Source organism: Rudaea cellulosilytica DSM 22992 (genome assembly GCF_000378125.1).
GTDB lineage: Bacteria > Pseudomonadota > Gammaproteobacteria > Xanthomonadales > Rhodanobacteraceae > Rudaea > Rudaea cellulosilytica.
Map to the genome: position 1 here is coordinate 196,993 of NZ_KB899242.1, position 15,012 is coordinate 212,004.

The window sequence follows — 15,012 nt, forward strand, 5'->3', positions numbered from 1 at the left end:
CGCGTCTCGATCAGATTTTATCCGCGTCCTCCGCGGTAAAGAAATTCTTCACGCTTGCCCGCGTGCGATCGGTACGACCTCAGCCTCGCCCACTTCGCGCCAGGCGAACTCGGGCAGCAGGCTGGTCAGGCAGCGGCGCAGGGTTTCCTCGTCATAGTCGCGCACGGCCTGCGCGGCACGCGCGAGCTGCGCATTGAGCAGGTCCCAGGACATGCTGCGCGGCTGGGCGAGGAAGATCTTCGCATGGCTCGTATCGACGTAGTTTTCCTGCGAATGGAACAATTCCTCGAACAGTTTCTCGCCGGGACGCAGGCCGGTGTAGACGATGTGCACGTCGCGACCGGGCATCTTGTTGGCGAGGCGAATCATCTGTTCGGCGAGATAGCTGATCTTGACCGGCTCGCCCATGTCGAGTGCGAAGATCTCGCCGCCCTGCCCGAGCACCGAGGCCTGCAGGATGAGCTGGCAGGCCTCGGGAATCGTCATGAAGTAGCGCGTGATTTCCGGATGCGTCACCGTGACCGGTCCACCGCCACGGATCTGTTCGCGGAACAACGGCACGACGCTGCCGGCCGAATCGAGCACATTGCCGAACCGTACCGTGATGAAACGCGTGCGCGAGCGCGCGGCCAGGTTCTGGCAGAAGATTTCCGCGGCGCGCTTGCACGCACCCATGACGCTGGTCGGATTGACTGCCTTGTCGGTCGAGATCAGCACGAAGCTGCCGACCCCGTACTTGTCTGCCGCCTGCGCGACGGTCTGCGTGCCGAGCACATTGTTGCGGAACGCCTCGCGCACCTGCGTCTGCAGCAGCGGCACATGCTTGAATGCGGCGGCATGGAACACGATCTGCGGCCGCACCTGTGCGAACACGCGCTCGCACACGATCGTATCGCCGCAGTCGCCGAGCACGGCATTGAAGACGAGATCGGGAAATTCCTGCTTGAGCTCCTGCTCGATGCGGTACAGGTTGAATTCGGACAGCTCGAGCACGGTCAGCGATTCGACGCCGAGGCGCGCGACCTGGCGGCACAACTCCGAGCCGATCGAGCCGCCGCCGCCGGTGACGAGCACGCGCGCGCCGGACAGGCCGGTGCGGATCGCGGTCCAGTCGAGCTGCACTGGATCGCGGCCGAGCAGATCTTCGATCGCGACTTCCTTCAATTCGTTGAACGCCATGCGCCCGGCGACCACATCCTGCAGGCGCGGCACGGTGCGGAACGCGATGCCGGTCGCCTCGCACAACTCGACGATGCGCTGCATCTGCACGTTGCTCGCCGAGGGCATCGCAATCAGCAGCATCTGCGCGGCGACTTCGCTCGCGATATCGGGCAGCTGCTCGATCATGCCGAGCACGGGCACGCCGTGCACCTTGGCACCGCGCAATTGCGTGTTGTCATCGAGGATGCCCACCGGGCGGTAGCGCCGCTCCTGCGACAACTCGCGAATCAAGGTCTCGCCGGCGCGCCCGGCGCCAAGCACGAGCACGCGCTTGGCCGGCACGCCGCGGGTGAAGTCCAGCCGACTGTCCTTCCAGTATCGATACGCGAGCCGCGGCAAGCCGAGAAATACCGCGAGCACGACCGGATAGACGACCAGCACCGCACGCGGGACGGTATCCAGGCGGTTGTAAAGAAACAAGGCGATAGCGATTCCCAGCGCGCCGAGCGCGCTGGCGCGCAGGATGTTCCACAGGTCGGGCAGGCTGGCAAAGCGCCACAGCCCCTTGTACAGCCCGGTCCACCAGAGCACGCCGCCCTGCACGGCGAGCACGATCGCGGTTTCGGGCGCCCACCACATGGACTGCAACGGCGCGTTCGGGGCCACGCTGTAGCGCAGGCCATGCGTCACCGTCCATGCGAGCCAGACCATCGCCAGGTCGTGCAGAACGACGGCAAGACGTGGATGGATCGCGGCGATCAGGTTGCGTGGTTTCATGCGACTGCGGATATCTCTCTAATGTCCTGATCCTGCTCCATGTCGGCGCCGAGCATGACGCAGGCACCAACGCTTGCCGCCGACCCATGCTACTGCGGCGAGCGCATACGCGGCGCCGAGTCCAATCCAGCCGTCCGTCGCTGTCGCGCCTGAGCGGTTAGCCAGATACAAGACCGGCACGACCACGGCGAAGTTCCAGCACAGATAGAGCACGACGACCGCAGCGTGGCTGAAGCCGCTGCGCACAAGCCACTGGTAGAGGTGCTCGCGATGCGCACTATACCAGCGCCGTCCGGCAAGCATGCGCGAGAGCAAGGTACAGGTGGCATCGGCGACGAAAACCGAGCCGGCGATCAGTCCGCTGGCCGGCGCCGTGTGCGTCGCCGTCATTTGCCAGAACATGCCGATGCCGATCATCAGGCCGAGCGTGCCGCTACCGACGTCGCCCATGAAAATGCGCGCGCGTGGAAAATTGAACGGCAGGAAGCCGAGCGCGGCAGCGGCCCAGGCAAACAGCAAGAGCGCGTGTGGCGCGCTCGCTGTCAGGCTCAGCATGCCAAGCGCAGCACAGACGAAGACGGCCTGCGTCGCGAGCAGGCCGTTGATGCCGTCCATGAAGTTGTGCAGGTTGATCGACCAAACCAGGAACGCGGACAGCAGCGCAAAAAACGCAGCCAGCCAAAGAACAGAATGGGGCGTCGCGGAGACTTGCGCTGATTGTCCAGGGTGAAACAAGTCCGAAAACATCGGCAGAAGCAGGATCAGTACGGCGACGATATGCCCGAGCAATCGCCACAGCGCGGCGAGTCCACGGTGATCGTCGATCCAGCCGACCGCCGCAACCGACGTCAAAGCGACAACGAGTCGCAAAGGGTCTTCGCCCACTTCGAGACGGAAATACACAAACAGGCAACTGGCGAGGGCCGCGCCCACGATGCCGATGCCACCGCCGCGCGGCGTCGGTACCGAATGCGAGCGACGCTGCCCGGGCAGGTCGAGCAGCGCACGCCGCCGCGCATAGTGAATCGAGAGCCATGAGAGCAGAGCCGAGAGAGCTGCGGTCGCCAGGACCAAGGAAATCGCGGTCGGCCACGGAATCATCGAGGCGGGCTCTTCTTCGTCCCGCGACTGCGGGAATCGTCGGCTGCCCTATTCACCCGCCACGCCGTGCAGCGGCCGCACCGAACCCCAGGTCTTGCAGCTCGGGCATTGCCAATGATGCGACTTGGCGCCGAAGCCGCAGCGCGTGCAGCGATACGCGGCCTGGCCTTCGAGCAGGCGCCGGGTCAGATCCTGCAGCACGAGCAGGTTGTCGCGTGCCGGACCTTCGGAACGATGCAGGTCGGTGACGATCAGCGTCATCAGGCCGCGGACCGAGGGACGCTGGCGCAATTGGCGAGTGAGAAATTCGATCGCGATCGCCTCGCCGCGCGTGCTCGCGAACAGCTTGGCCAGCGCGATCACCGGGGCGACGCCGTGCGAACGGTCGATGTTGTCGAGCAAGAATTTTTCCGCACGCTGCATCTGACCGAGGCGCGCGTAGCAATCGAGCAGTTGCGGAAGAATTTCCGGCACGAAGTCGACATCGAGCGTGGCAACGCGTTCGAACGCGGCAACCGCGGCCTTGACGTTGCCCTCTTGCAGCTCGAGGTGGCCGAGCACGATCTGTGCACGCACGCTTTCGGGCTGGCTGCGCAGCGCTTCGTCCAGCCATTTGCGTGCTTCGTCGAATTGCTTCGCGGCGCGCGCCTGTTCGGCGAGTTCGCAGTAGAACTGCGCAATCGTCGCACCCTGCGATTCGCCGGTGATCTTTTCCATGCGCCGCGCGTGCTCGATCGCCTTCTCCCAGTCCTTCTCGTGCTGGTAGATGCCGATCAGATGCTTGAGCGCGGACGGCGCCTGCGCGTCCATGGCAACGAGATCGGTGAACAGCGTCTCGGCGCGATCCAGAAGACCCGCGCGCATATAGTCTTCGCCGAGCTCGAGCAGAGCGATCGTCTTTTCTTCCTCCGACAGGTTCGGTCGCGCGATCAGATGCTGGTGCACGCGGATTGCCCGATCGACTTCGCCACGACGGCGGAACAGGTTACCGAGGGCGAGATGCGTCTCGACCGTATCGCGGTTGTACTCGGCGAGCTGGAGGAACACTTCGATCGCCTTGTCCGGTTGCTCGTTGAGCAGGTAATTCAGGCCGCGGAAGTAGCTCGAAGAAAGCTCGGATACACGCGCGTGGCGACGGCGTTCGCTGCTGCGCTTGCCGAAATACCAGCCGGAGACTGCAGCGACCGGCAGCAGCGCGGCGCAGACGAGGGCAAGGATTTGTACGCTCTGCATCAGTGGCGCCCGGGATCCATTGGCAGCTGTGCGGCCGCAATATCGGTCGCGACGGCGGTTTGTTCACTCATCGTCGGCTTGCGCATCTGCGCGCGCAGGCGACGGCGCAAGCGCAACACGAGCCCAAAGTAGACGACGGCTCCGCCGAGCAACCAACCGAGCAGGATCGCCGCGATCAGCATCGCTCCCTTGGGCGCCTTCAACGTGGCGAAATAAAAATCGTAGGCGACAGCTTCGCCGTTGAGCGCACCGAAGAGTGCGCCCACCGCGGCGAAAACGAATATCAACAGAATCCAGATCAAACGCATGCGTGAGCCGAAAGTCGCTACGCGGAGATTATCGCAGATCGAATGGACTCAGGGCTTATCGGCTGGAATGCCGTTCACGCGCTCGCGCAGTTCCTTGCCGGGTTTGAAATGCGGCACGTGCTTGCCGGGCAGCGCGACCGGTGTGCCGGTCTTCGGATTGCGGCCCATGCGCGGCGGGCGGAAATGCAGGGAGAAACTGCCGAAGCCGCGGATCTCGATGCGCTCGCCGTGGGCCAATGCCTGGCTCGCTTGGTCGAGGACGTTTCTTACCGCGAGTTCGACGTCGTTGAAGGCAAGATGATTTTGCCGCGAGGCCAAAGCCTCAATCAGCTCCGACTTGGTCATGATTTCTTTTTCCCCCGAAAAAGCAATTTAGCCACGGATTGCACGGATACACACGGATGAAGCAGAAATTCCCTGATCCGCGTCCATCCGTGCAATCCGGGGCCAATATTTCTTGTCGTCTACCCGGCGGCGAGGCCGGGTAGACCATTGGGCAAACTCAGCCCTTGTTGCCGAGCTGTTCCTTGAGCAGCGCACCGAGCTTGGTCGTGCCGCCGGCGGCCGACTGGTACTCCTCGAGCGCCGAGGCCAGTTCCGCCTCGTCCTTCGCCCGGATCGAAAGCTGCAGCATGCGGCCCTTGCGATCCATGCCGGTGTACTTGGCTTCGACCTTGTCGCCGACCTTGAGGTGCTGGGTCGCGTCGTCGATGCGCTCCTTGGCGATGTCGTTCGCGCGCAGGTAGCCCTCGACGCCGTCGCCGAGATCGATCGTCGCGCCCTTGGCGTCGACGGCGGTCACGGTGCCGTTGACGATGCTGCCGCGCGGATTCGCCGCCATGAACTGGCCGAACGGATCCTGCTCGAGCTGCTTGATGCCGAGCGAGATGCGCTCGCGCTCCGGATCGACCGCGAGCACGACTGCCTCGACCGTGTCGCCCTTCTTGAACTGGCGCACGAGGTCTTCGCCGGTGGCCTGCCAGGAAATGTCGGACAGGTGCACGAGACCGTCGATACCGCCATCCAGACCGATGAAGATGCCGAAGTCGGTGATCGACTTGATCTGACCGGAGACCTTGTCGTTCTTCTTGTGGATCGCGGCGAACGCTTCCCACGGATTCGACTGGGTCTGCTTCATGCCGAGCGAGATGCGGCGACGCTCCTCGTCGACGTCGAGCACCATGACTTCGACTTCGTCGCCGACCTGGACCAGCTTGGCCGGGTTGACGTTCTTGTTGGTCCAGTCCATTTCCGAAACGTGCACGAGACCTTCGACGCCCGGCTCCAGCTCCACGAAGCAGCCGTAGTCGGTGACGTTGGAGACCTTGCCGAACAGGCGCGTGCCAGTCGGATAACGACGGCTGATCGCGACCCACGGATCTTCGCCGAGCTGTTTGAGGCCGAGCGAGACGCGGTTGCGCTCGCGGTCGAAGCGCAGCACGCGCACTTCGAGCTCATCGCCGACGTTGACGACTTCGGACGGATGACGCACGCGCTTCCACGCCATGTCGGTGATGTGCAGCAGGCCGTCGATGCCGCCGAGGTCGACGAACGCACCGTAATCGGTGAGGTTCTTGACGACGCCCTTGACGACCGCGTTCTCCTGCAGGCGCTCGAGCATCTGCTCGCGCTCCTCGGAATGCTCGCTCTCGACGACCGCGCGACGCGACACGACCACGTTGTTGCGCTTGCGGTCGAGCTTGATGATCTTGAATTCCAGATCCTTGCCTTCGATGAAGACCGGATCGCGCACCGGACGCACGTCGACGAGCGAACCCGGCAGGAACGCGCGCACGTCCTTGATATCCACGGTGAAGCCGCCCTTGACCTTGCCCGACACGCGGCCGGTCACGGTGGCATTCGCCTTTTGCGCTTCTTCCAACTCGTCCCACACCATGGAACGCTTGGCTTTTTCGCGCGACAGGCGGGTTTCGCCGAAGCCGTCTTCGATCGCGTCGAGGGCTACCTTCACCTCGTCGCCGACGTGTACTTCCAGTTCACCCTGTTCGTTGTAGAACTGCTCGATCGGCACGATGCCTTCGGATTTCAGTCCCGCGTTGACGACGACAACGTCGTTGCGGATTTCTACCACGATGCCGGAAACGATGGTTCCGGGTTTCAATTTGGCCAGGGTCTGGCTCTGTTCAAACAGTTCGGCAAAACTTTCGGTCATGTTGATTCTCTAGTTGAAAAACAGATCGCCTGGGGTTGGCTATTCAGCGCGATCCACCTGTTGTGGCACGACGGCTCGAGGCATTCGTACCGTTGCAATTCCCCGCCGACACGACGAGGGCCCAAAGCAGACGCGGCCCGTCGGGCCGCATCCATTTGTTTTCTGGTCTTCCAAACGCTGCTGAAAGGACAGCGTCGATTCTCAATCAAGGTCGCACGAGCGCCAGAACTTTTGCGACCACCGCATCGATCGACATTCCGGTCGAATCGATCAGGATCGCATCCGTCGCCGGCTTGAGCGGCGCCACTGCGCGCTCGGCGTCGCGTACGTCGCGAGCTTCGATTTCGCGCAAAAGGGTTGTAAGTGTAACCCCCAAACCCTTTTCTTTCAACTGTTTATAGCGTCTTTTCGCCCGCTCCTCGGCGCTGGCGGTCAAAAACACCTTGTGCTGGGCGTCGGCGAAGATCACCGTGCCCATGTCGCGCCCGTCCGCGACCAGGCCCGGTGCCTTGCGGAATGAGCGCTGCTTGTCGAACAGCGCCGCACGCACCGAGGGAATCCCCGCAATCGCCGAAGCCGCCGCACCACAGGTTTCCGTGCGGATTTCGGCCGTGGCGTCGAGGCCGTTGACGATGACGCGCGTCTCGCCGCCGTCCTTGGGATCGCGGAAGGTAATCTTCGTCGTCTCCGCACAACGCGTGACCGCCTCGGCGTCGGACAGGTCGAGCCCGGCCAAGCTCGCGGCAAAGCCGACCGCGCGGTACAGCGCACCCGAATCGAGCAGACGCCAGCCGAGCGCATTGGCCACGCGCGCGCTGATCGTACCCTTGCCCGAGCCCGAGGGACCGTCGATCGTCAATACCGGCACGAGCTTTTCGGTTTGCGCTGCGGACATGGAATTCGACGGGAGCGAGGACGCGGCATTCTAGCCGAGCCGGATCGCGATGCCGAAGTGGATTGGCAAAAATTGCGCGTATGTTCCCGCACGTGCCGTTGCCGCAGGAGTTGTAAGGAAAATCACGCTGATCGGTCGAATACTGTGCACGCGCGGATCTCCGTTCCGCGCTTCCAGCGAAGGAAAAGCCGCCATGCATCCACGTCAACGCAATGATGTCCGCCCCAGCGAGATCACGCCGGAACGGGTCTATCGGCAGCGGCGCGAGTTGCTCAAGATGCTCGGCATCGGCAGCGTTGGGCTCGTCGCCGGTTGCGGATCGGAAAACGCGCCCAGCGCGGCAATCGCCGAGGATTCCAGCGCAACCGAAAAGCCGCTGACCATCGCGAAGAAAGGCGAATACACCCTGCCCGACCCGCAGACCAGCTTCAAGGACGCGACGCACTACAACAACTACTACGAATTCGGCACCGACAAGAGCGACCCGGCGCGCACCTCGGGCCGGTTCAAACCTACGCCATGGAGCGTGGAAATCGCCGGCCACGCCGAACTCACGGGCAAGTTCACCCTCGAGGACATCCTCAAGCCGCATGCGCTCGAGGAGCGCGTCTATCGCCATCGCTGCGTCGAAGGCTGGTCGATGGTGATTCCCTGGGACGGCATTTCGCTCGCCGATCTGCTCAAGCGCTTCAAGCCGACTGCACAGGCAAAATACGTCGCCTTCACCACGGTCAACCGGCCGTCCGAAATGTCGGGCATGCGATCGGCCGTGCTCGACTGGCCATACCGCGAGGGCCTGCGCATCGACGAAGCCATGCACCCGCTCGCCTTCCTCTCCACCGGACTGTACGGGCGCGAGCTGCCGAACCAGAACGGTGCGCCGCTGCGCCTGATCGTGCCGTGGAAGTACGGCTTCAAGGGCATCAAGTCGATCGTGAAGATCGAATTCACCGATTCGAGGCCGCGGACGACCTGGAATCTTGCCGGGCCCGGCGAATACGGCTTCTATTCCAACGTCAATCCGGACGTCGATCATCCGCGCTGGAGCCAGCGCACCGAGCGGCGCATCGCCGGCGATGGCTTCAACCTGTTCGGCAACCGCATCGAGACCAAGCCGTTCAACGGCTATGCCGACCAGGTCGCGAGCCTCTACGCGGGCATGGACCTGCGCAAAAATTTCTGACCATGCCGATGTTTAGAGACCGCATCGCCGCAAGCAAACCGCTGGTTTTCCTGCTCTGCCTAGTGCCACTCGCCGCGTTGGTGTGGGACACGATCCAGAACGAACTCGGCACTGACCCGGTCGCCCAGCTCGAACACCGCACCGGCCTGTGGGCATTGCGTCTGCTGCTCGCCACGCTCGCGATCACGCCGCTGCGTCGCGTCACTGACTGGAACAAGGCAGTGCGCTACCGGCGCATGCTCGGCCTGTTTGCGTTCTTCTACGTGAACGTGCATTTCGCCGTCTATCTGTTCATCGATCTCGGCGGCTATTCCGCTGACATCGTCGAGCAGATTGCGAAGAAACCGTACATCACCGTCGGCTTCACCGCGTGGCTGCTGCTGCTTCCACTCGCGTTCTCTTCGACGCAAAAGGCAATGCGTCGCCTCGGCCGACGCTGGGGGCAATTGCACAAGCTCGTCTACGCGATTGCCTTGCTCGCGCTTCTGCATTTCCTTTGGCTCGTGAAAGCCGACAAGCGCGAGCCGCTCGCCTACATCGCGGTGTTCGCGTTGCTCATGCTGTGGCGGCTGCCCTGGAAGAAGCTCAGTTCGCCGGACAGGCGCCCTTCCCCGCCGCCGCGTACCCACGCGCCGCAGACGCAATCCGACTAGCGATCGCGCTCAGCGCGCGGCGGTGGCCTTGCACGAGTTCGTCGTAGCCCGGGCCCACGCTTTCGCGCGCCTCGCTCGCGCACACCAGCACCTTGGCGTTCGGGTCGTTCGTGCTCAGGCTCCACACAGCATCGATCGCGGCGTAGGCCCCGGCTACCGAGTCGAAGCGGCGCAGGTCGACTTTGATCGTCACCACCTTCGCACCTCTGGGACGCGGCTGACCGGCGGCATCGGTCGTCGCCAACTCGCGCGAGAGCTCGGTCGACAGCGCCGTGCGCGCCTCGTCGGCAAGTGGCGCGATCCAGCGTTCCTGTTCGAGCGGAGTCATGCCGCCGCCGTCGCGCACGACGAGTTGCGGCCGGTCGACTTGCGCGGGAATGCCGACCGGTTGTACGTCGATCAGAAACGATGCCGGTGCCGACGAGGTCGCCCCTTCCGCGGCTGTGCCGAGCAGCGTGTGGTAGTGCGTCGGCAGCGTGCTCGCGCAGCCACCGAGCATCAGGAATCCGAGCGCGACCGAGGCGCGCAAAGCAATCGCAAAGCGGGGCTTCATGGCTTGTTTCCTTTCGCGTCCTGCTCGGTCGGATTGCGCAGCGCCGGATCGGCCGGCTTGCCGCGCAATAGCGTCTCCGGATGCACGCCGAGATAATCGGTCAACACGCGCACCGAACGCGCCGCGCGCTGCATTTCCGCCAGCGTCTGCGCCAGGTTCTGCTGCAACGGCGAATCGGCGTCGACCGCGCGCTGTGCGCTGCCGAGAGTGCCCTGCGCGCCCGTGAGCGTGGCGCTGAATTGCGGCAACGTCGATTCGTTGACCTGGCGTAGGGTTTTATCGAGCCGGGCGATCGTGCTGTCGAGATTCTTGCCGATCGATTCGAACGGAATCCTGTCGAGCTTCTCGACGATGCCGGTCATCTCTTCCTGCAGGCGGTCGAAGCTGCCCGGCACGGTCGGCAATTCCACCGAACGCGCGCTCGCATCGAACTCGACCTTGGGTGCTTTCGGCACGAAGTCGAGCGCGATATACAGCTGTCCGGTCAGCAAGTTGCCGACGCGCGCCTGCGCGCGCAGGCCGCGGGCGATCTGCGGCTTGATGAAATTCGCCAGACGGGTGTTCGTGTCGTTGTTGTCTTGTGCCAGTTGCGCGAATTTCTCCGCAGCGCGGCCAAAACGGTTGGGATAGATCACCACGCCGACGATCTGCAAGAAACTCTGCTTGTCGATGTCGTAGTCGAGATTGATCGAGACCACCCGGCCGACGATGATGCCGCGGAAATCGACCTGCGAGCCGACGCCCAACCCGCGCAGTGACTGCGGAAAGCGCATCTGCAGGTAATCCGGCTCTCCGTCGGGCGGTGCGAACGCCGTCTGCATGTCGTCGTACAGGGTGAACTGGGCACCTTCGGCGGCCAACGTCGCATCGCGCGGACCCGGCGGCGTCTGGAATGCGATGCCACCGGCAATCACGGTCGCCAGCGATTGCGTGTTGAGCTTGAGTCCGCTCGCGTCGAGGTTGAGGTCGACCCCGCTCGCGTTCCAGAAGCGCGAGGAAACGGTGACGAAGCCGTCGTAAGGTGCATCGACGAAGATGTCCACGCGCATCTGCCGGCCGTCCTTGTCGAGCTCGTAGGACGCGAGGCGACCGACCTGGATGCGCCGGTAGTACACGGGCGAACCGATGTCGAGCGAGCCGATGTCGTTCGCCGCCAGGGTGAAGCGCTTGCCCGGCGAACCGTGAATCACCGCGGGCGGACGTTCTAGGCCGACAAAACTCTTCTTCGCCTCGTGCGATTCGCCGTTGTCCGCACCGATGTAGGCGCCCGACAACAAAGTGCCGATGCCCGACACGCCACTCGTGCCGAAACGCGGGCGTACGACCCAATAGCGTGCATCGGCGGTGGCGAAACCGGCGGCGTCCTTGCTTAGGTTCACGCGCGCGACGACGTGCGTGTTGTCACGGGCGAGGCGGATCGAATCGACCAGGCCGATGACGACATCCTTGTATTTGACCTGGGTCTTGCCTGCTTCCAACCCCTCGGCGGTGATGAACGAAATCTCGATCACGGGCCCTTCGGATGCCCAGTTGTGAATCACCATGCCGATGCCGATCAGTGCAGCGATCGCCGGCACGATCCAGATCAGGCCGGCGCTCCAGCGTCGGCGCCGGGTCACGCTCACGCGCGGCAACGACGGTGGCGACGGCGCAGCGGAAACGTCCTCTTCACTCATCCTGATCTACTCTTCATCGCCATCCCAGATTAGGCGCGGATCGAAACTCATTGCAGCAAACATGGTCAGCACGACGACAAGGCCGAAGAACACGATGCCGGCGCGCGGCTCGGCCGTACCGAGCAGGTGGAACTGGACCAACGCGCAAACCAGCGCAACCACGACCACATCGAGCATCGACCAGTAGCCTATCAGCTCGATGAATCGGTACAAGCGTGCGCGCTGCAGCCGCGCCCACGAGCTTTGCCGGCGCGCACTCACCAGCAGCGTGGCCAATACAAGGAATTTTGTCGACGGCACGGCCACGCTGGCGATGAAGATCAGCAATGCGATGTCCCACGCCCCTGACTTCCAGAATTCGACCACACCGTGCACGATCGTACTCGTCTCGCCGCGGCCGAGCATGCTCGTGTACATGACCGGCAAAACGTTTGACGGGATGTAGAGGATCAGCGCAGCGACGAGGAAGGCCCAGCTGCGTGCGAGCGAATCGGGCTTGCGCGGGTGCAGCCGCGCGCCGCAGCGCGGGCACTGCGCCTGCCCGACCGCGCTGACCAGGCCGCAGGTATGGCAGCCGACCAAGCCCAATTGGGCTGCGCGCGGTGCGCTGGTCATTCGCCAAACTCCACGGTTTCGTCGGCCGGTAGCCGGTCCCACAGCGTGCGCACATCGCGCTTGGCGATCAGCGTGATCAGCCCGGTCAGGATCAGTGTCGCGTAGGTGCCTGGGCCGGCGATCACGCTGAGCATGCCGGACAGTTTCACGATCGCGACGAGCACGCCGAGCAGAAACACTTCGGTCATGCTCCACGGCCGGATCCGATGCAGCCAGCGCATGGCGAAGGCGAAGCCCGGCGCACGCCGGCGCGCGCGCGCGAACACCAGCACCCAGCCGAGCAGGACGATTTGCAGCAGCGGCACGACGAACAGCGTCGCCGCGGCGACCAAGCCGACAACCAAGCCCGAACCGTGCGACAACGCGGCGATCGACTGCAGCAGGTTCGCTTCGTTGTGCATGCCGGACACCGCTATGCGGATCACCGGCGCCACGTTGGCGATGACGAACACGATCGCCGCGGCAAGGGTCAGCGCCAGCAGATGATCGAGATCGAGCCGGCTGGCGCGATAGAGCACGGCGCGACAGCGTCCGCAGCGGGCGATCTCGTCATCACCCAATGCACTGCGGCGATATACCGAGTCGCAGTATTCACAGATGACGAGGCCTGGATGCGTCATCGTTCGGCGGGCACCATGCGCGTGAACCGGATCAAATGACCCCGAGGAATAGCAGGGCAAGGCCTCCGGCAATCACCGCTGCCGCGGAAATCAGCCACCAGATGTCGTTCTTGCCGCCATTGTCGCGTTCGGTCGCCGCGGAATCGGTGTTCGCCGCCGGCGCCTCGTCAGGCAACGAAATCGCCCGCATCGTCTGGGTGATTGTCGGGTCGGTGCTGGCAAGCCACGCCGGGCCGGCGCCGTACGCGGCGCGCTGCGGCAGGCCCGGCGCCTCGACGAGAAAACGAGCGCGGCCGAAGCAGATCTGGTCGCCCGCACACAGGATCGCGTCGCGCACGTCGACGCCGTTGACGCAGCTGGTGCCGCCCGCGCCGAGATCGCGCAGCACGATGGTTTCTTGCGCAAATTCGACCGCGGCGTGCCGAGCGGCGAAGCCGGGTTCGTCGAGATCAAGATCGGCCTGTGCGCCCTTGCCGGCGACGAGGCGGCCACGCACCGGAACAATCTTGCCGAAATACATCCCCGAGAGGCCGCGCAGCAACACGCGCGACGGGAGGCCGTCGACCGCAGCGGATGTCGCTGGCGGCGGAATGTCGTTGCGAATGTCGGCGTCGCGGTCGGGCTTGAGCACGATCGACACGCTGCCGAGACTGATGACATCGCCGAGCCGCAAAATCGCCTTCTCGCGCACCGGCCGCGTGTTCACGTGAGTGCGCGCCTGTGCGTCGAGCACGGCCAATTCGATGCCGCGCTCACTGAGCTTCAAGCGCAGGTGATGGGGGGCGACGCCACTGCCGCCGATAACGATGTTATTGTCGGCTGCCGCGCCGATTCGGGTCTCGCCGGTGCCGACCAAGGTGTCGTCCTGCTCCTTGCCCGGGAAGGAAATACGCATGCTCAATTGTGTCCGGCTCGTTTGTACACAATGTAGCATATGGCTCCGCGTATCGGCCCTGAATGAACGAGGATGAAACACCATGGCGAGCATCGACATCCGCCGCAGGCACCACCATTCGCTGAAGGAGGCGAAGGCGGCAGTGAAGAAGACCGCGGCGGCGATCGGCAAGAAATTCGGCATCGAGAGCGAATGGGACGGCGATACGCTGCTTTTCGAACGACCCGGCGCCCACGGCAGGATCCATGTGACCGAAAAGGAAGTGCGCGTCACCGCCGAACTCGGTTTCCTTCTCGGCGCATTGAAGCCGATGATCGAGAAAGAGATCGAGGGCCAACTCGACAAAGGGCTGGCGCGATGAAACGCGGGCTTCCGCGCGGCAGCGATAGTGTGAATATTCTAGGCTGCGTACCTAGATTGGCCCCATGACGACGCATCCGCGTCCTCGAATCGAACGGGAGGAAAACGATGGCTGGCAAACCGAAACTCAAATCCAAGACCAAGGCGGCGGCGAGCGATAGCGCGGCGAACAAGTCGATCATGGAATCTGCGCAGCAGATCTGGCTCGCTGGCCTCGGCGCGCTGACCAAGGCGCGCGAGGATGGCACCAAGCTGTTCGAAAACCTGGTCAAGGAAGGACTGAGCCTCGAAGCCGCCACGCGCAAGATCGCGACCGGCAAGGTCGACGACGTGCGCGGCGCGGTCGAATCAGGCGTCAGCCAAGTGCGCGAGCGCACCCAGGAAACCTGGGACCGCCTCGAGCAGGTCTTCGAATCGCGTGTGTCGCGCGCGCTGGGCAAGCTCGGCGTGCCCGGGCGCAAGGATCTCGACGAGTTGCTCAAGCGCATCGACGAGTTGAACAGCCAGGTCATCAAGCTCAATCCGGCGGCGAAAAAGGCTGGTCTCGCCGAGGCGTTGACGAACAAGGTCAAGCGTGCGCGCGACGACTTCGGCGACCTGGTCAAGGACATCGAGGACGCGCAACTCGCGGCGAAGCAGACCGTGCAGCGCCAAGTCGCGCGTCTGGCCGATGCGGTGACCCTGGCGGCCAAGCCGGCGCCGAAGGCCGCGGTGAAGAAAGCCGTGAAAAAAGTGGCGAAGAAGGTCACCAAGAAGAAATAAGCCCCTCGCCTCATCCGCGCTGATGAAGAACCCCCGGTCATGCCGGG

General features: G+C 63.8%; 16 protein-coding genes. 4 read left to right on the forward strand and 12 right to left on the reverse strand.

The window, feature by feature from the left end:
* Positions 1-48: 48 nt before the first annotated feature.
* From F455_RS0110705 to cmk, 7 genes are all read right to left on the reverse strand, one after another.
* Positions 49-1,938, reverse strand: coding sequence for a nucleoside-diphosphate sugar epimerase/dehydratase (locus F455_RS0110705; protein ID WP_018973282.1), 1,890 nt, complete (start codon positions 1,936-1,938; stop codon positions 49-51).
* A gap of 18 nt (positions 1,939-1,956) precedes the next feature.
* Entirely contained in the window at positions 1,957-3,039 is a 1,083-nt protein-coding gene (locus F455_RS0110710; protein ID WP_018973283.1) for an MraY family glycosyltransferase, read from the reverse strand.
* Between the two features lie 48 nt (positions 3,040-3,087).
* Entirely contained in the window at positions 3,088-4,272 is a 1,185-nt protein-coding gene (gene lapB / locus F455_RS0110715; protein WP_018973284.1) for a lipopolysaccharide assembly protein LapB, read from the reverse strand.
* Positions 4,272-4,580 (reverse strand): LapA family protein, encoded by a 309-nt coding sequence (locus tag F455_RS20545; protein WP_018973285.1) that lies wholly within the window; start codon positions 4,578-4,580, stop codon positions 4,272-4,274. The genes lapB and F455_RS20545 overlap by 1 nt, the downstream gene beginning before the upstream one ends.
* A gap of 48 nt (positions 4,581-4,628) precedes the next feature.
* Positions 4,629-4,925, reverse strand: a complete 297-nt coding sequence (locus tag F455_RS0110725; RefSeq protein WP_018973286.1) for an integration host factor subunit beta — start codon at positions 4,923-4,925, stop codon at positions 4,629-4,631.
* Positions 4,926-5,082: 157 nt separating this feature from the next.
* A complete protein-coding gene (gene rpsA / locus F455_RS0110730; RefSeq protein ID WP_018973287.1) occupies positions 5,083-6,753 on the reverse strand; it encodes a 30S ribosomal protein S1 in 1,671 nt (556 codons plus the stop codon).
* A 205-nt stretch (positions 6,754-6,958) separates the two neighbouring features.
* The gene (cmk, locus tag F455_RS0110735; protein WP_018973288.1) at positions 6,959-7,648 is read right to left on the reverse strand and encodes a (d)CMP kinase; all 690 of its coding nucleotides are present in this window, start codon (positions 7,646-7,648) and stop codon (positions 6,959-6,961) included.
* A gap of 193 nt (positions 7,649-7,841) precedes the next feature.
* On the opposite strand from cmk, the gene msrP reads away from it, so the two are divergent.
* On the forward strand, positions 7,842-8,831 hold the full coding sequence (gene msrP, locus F455_RS0110740; protein WP_018973289.1) for a protein-methionine-sulfoxide reductase catalytic subunit MsrP: 990 nt from the start codon (positions 7,842-7,844) through the stop codon (positions 8,829-8,831).
* Positions 8,832-8,833: 2 nt separating this feature from the next.
* Entirely contained in the window at positions 8,834-9,484 is a 651-nt protein-coding gene (locus tag F455_RS0110745) for a protein-methionine-sulfoxide reductase heme-binding subunit MsrQ (RefSeq protein ID WP_018973290.1), read from the forward strand.
* On the opposite strand, the gene F455_RS0110750 is transcribed toward F455_RS0110745, so the two are convergent.
* Genes F455_RS0110750 through F455_RS0110770 form a run of 5 tightly spaced genes read right to left on the reverse strand, consistent with a single transcriptional unit; the run spans position 9,417 to position 13,843 of the window.
* Positions 9,417-10,037 carry a PqiC family protein gene (locus F455_RS0110750; RefSeq protein WP_018973291.1) on the reverse strand — a complete coding sequence of 207 codons (621 nt, stop codon included), beginning with the start codon at positions 10,035-10,037 and terminating at the stop codon, positions 9,417-9,419. The genes F455_RS0110745 and F455_RS0110750 overlap by 68 nt on opposite strands.
* Positions 10,034-11,713 carry a PqiB family protein gene (locus F455_RS0110755; protein ID WP_018973292.1) on the reverse strand — a complete coding sequence of 560 codons (1,680 nt, stop codon included), beginning with the start codon at positions 11,711-11,713 and terminating at the stop codon, positions 10,034-10,036. The genes F455_RS0110750 and F455_RS0110755 overlap by 4 nt, the downstream gene beginning before the upstream one ends.
* 6 nt (positions 11,714-11,719) lie before the next feature.
* Positions 11,720-12,328, reverse strand: coding sequence for a paraquat-inducible protein A (locus F455_RS0110760; RefSeq protein WP_018973293.1), 609 nt, complete (start codon positions 12,326-12,328; stop codon positions 11,720-11,722).
* A complete protein-coding gene (locus F455_RS0110765) occupies positions 12,325-12,948 on the reverse strand; it encodes a paraquat-inducible protein A (RefSeq protein WP_018973294.1) in 624 nt (207 codons plus the stop codon). Before F455_RS0110765 ends, F455_RS0110760 begins: the two co-directional genes overlap by 4 nt.
* Before the next feature lie 31 nt (positions 12,949-12,979).
* On the reverse strand, positions 12,980-13,843 hold the full coding sequence (locus F455_RS0110770) for an FHA domain-containing protein (RefSeq protein ID WP_018973295.1): 864 nt from the start codon (positions 13,841-13,843) through the stop codon (positions 12,980-12,982).
* Between the two features lie 82 nt (positions 13,844-13,925).
* Here F455_RS0110770 and F455_RS22945 point away from each other — a divergent pair, with 82 nt between their 5' ends.
* Together F455_RS22945 and F455_RS0110780 are read left to right on the forward strand one after the other, a co-directional pair.
* Positions 13,926-14,204: a polyhydroxyalkanoic acid system family protein gene (locus tag F455_RS22945; RefSeq protein WP_018973296.1), complete on the forward strand. Its 279-nt coding sequence runs from the start codon at positions 13,926-13,928 to the stop codon at positions 14,202-14,204.
* Positions 14,205-14,311: 107 nt separating this feature from the next.
* Entirely contained in the window at positions 14,312-14,965 is a 654-nt protein-coding gene (locus tag F455_RS0110780; protein WP_018973297.1) for a phasin family protein, read from the forward strand.
* Positions 14,966-15,012 lie beyond the last annotated feature (47 nt).

Coding starts and splice junctions, on each gene's coding strand:
- F455_RS0110705 (WP_018973282.1), bottom strand. CDS start 1,938: ATGAAACCACGCAACCTGATCGCCGCGATCCATCCACGTCTTGCCGTC.
- F455_RS0110710 (WP_018973283.1), bottom strand. CDS start 3,039: ATGATTCCGTGGCCGACCGCGATTTCCTTGGTCCTGGCGACCGCAGCT.
- lapB (WP_018973284.1), bottom strand. CDS start 4,272: ATGCAGAGCGTACAAATCCTTGCCCTCGTCTGCGCCGCGCTGCTGCCG.
- F455_RS20545 (WP_018973285.1), bottom strand. CDS start 4,580: ATGCGTTTGATCTGGATTCTGTTGATATTCGTTTTCGCCGCGGTGGGC.
- F455_RS0110725 (WP_018973286.1), bottom strand. CDS start 4,925: ATGACCAAGTCGGAGCTGATTGAGGCTTTGGCCTCGCGGCAAAATCAT.
- rpsA (WP_018973287.1), bottom strand. CDS start 6,753: ATGACCGAAAGTTTTGCCGAACTGTTTGAACAGAGCCAGACCCTGGCC.
- cmk (WP_018973288.1), bottom strand. CDS start 7,648: ATGTCCGCAGCGCAAACCGAAAAGCTCGTGCCGGTATTGACGATCGAC.
- msrP (WP_018973289.1), top strand. CDS start 7,842: ATGCATCCACGTCAACGCAATGATGTCCGCCCCAGCGAGATCACGCCG.
- F455_RS0110745 (WP_018973290.1), top strand. CDS start 8,834: ATGCCGATGTTTAGAGACCGCATCGCCGCAAGCAAACCGCTGGTTTTC.
- F455_RS0110750 (WP_018973291.1), bottom strand. CDS start 10,037: ATGAAGCCCCGCTTTGCGATTGCTTTGCGCGCCTCGGTCGCGCTCGGA.
- F455_RS0110755 (WP_018973292.1), bottom strand. CDS start 11,713: ATGAGTGAAGAGGACGTTTCCGCTGCGCCGTCGCCACCGTCGTTGCCG.
- F455_RS0110760 (WP_018973293.1), bottom strand. CDS start 12,328: ATGACCAGCGCACCGCGCGCAGCCCAATTGGGCTTGGTCGGCTGCCAT.
- F455_RS0110765 (WP_018973294.1), bottom strand. CDS start 12,948: ATGACGCATCCAGGCCTCGTCATCTGTGAATACTGCGACTCGGTATAT.
- F455_RS0110770 (WP_018973295.1), bottom strand. CDS start 13,843: ATGCGTATTTCCTTCCCGGGCAAGGAGCAGGACGACACCTTGGTCGGC.
- F455_RS22945 (WP_018973296.1), top strand. CDS start 13,926: ATGGCGAGCATCGACATCCGCCGCAGGCACCACCATTCGCTGAAGGAG.
- F455_RS0110780 (WP_018973297.1), top strand. CDS start 14,312: ATGGCTGGCAAACCGAAACTCAAATCCAAGACCAAGGCGGCGGCGAGC.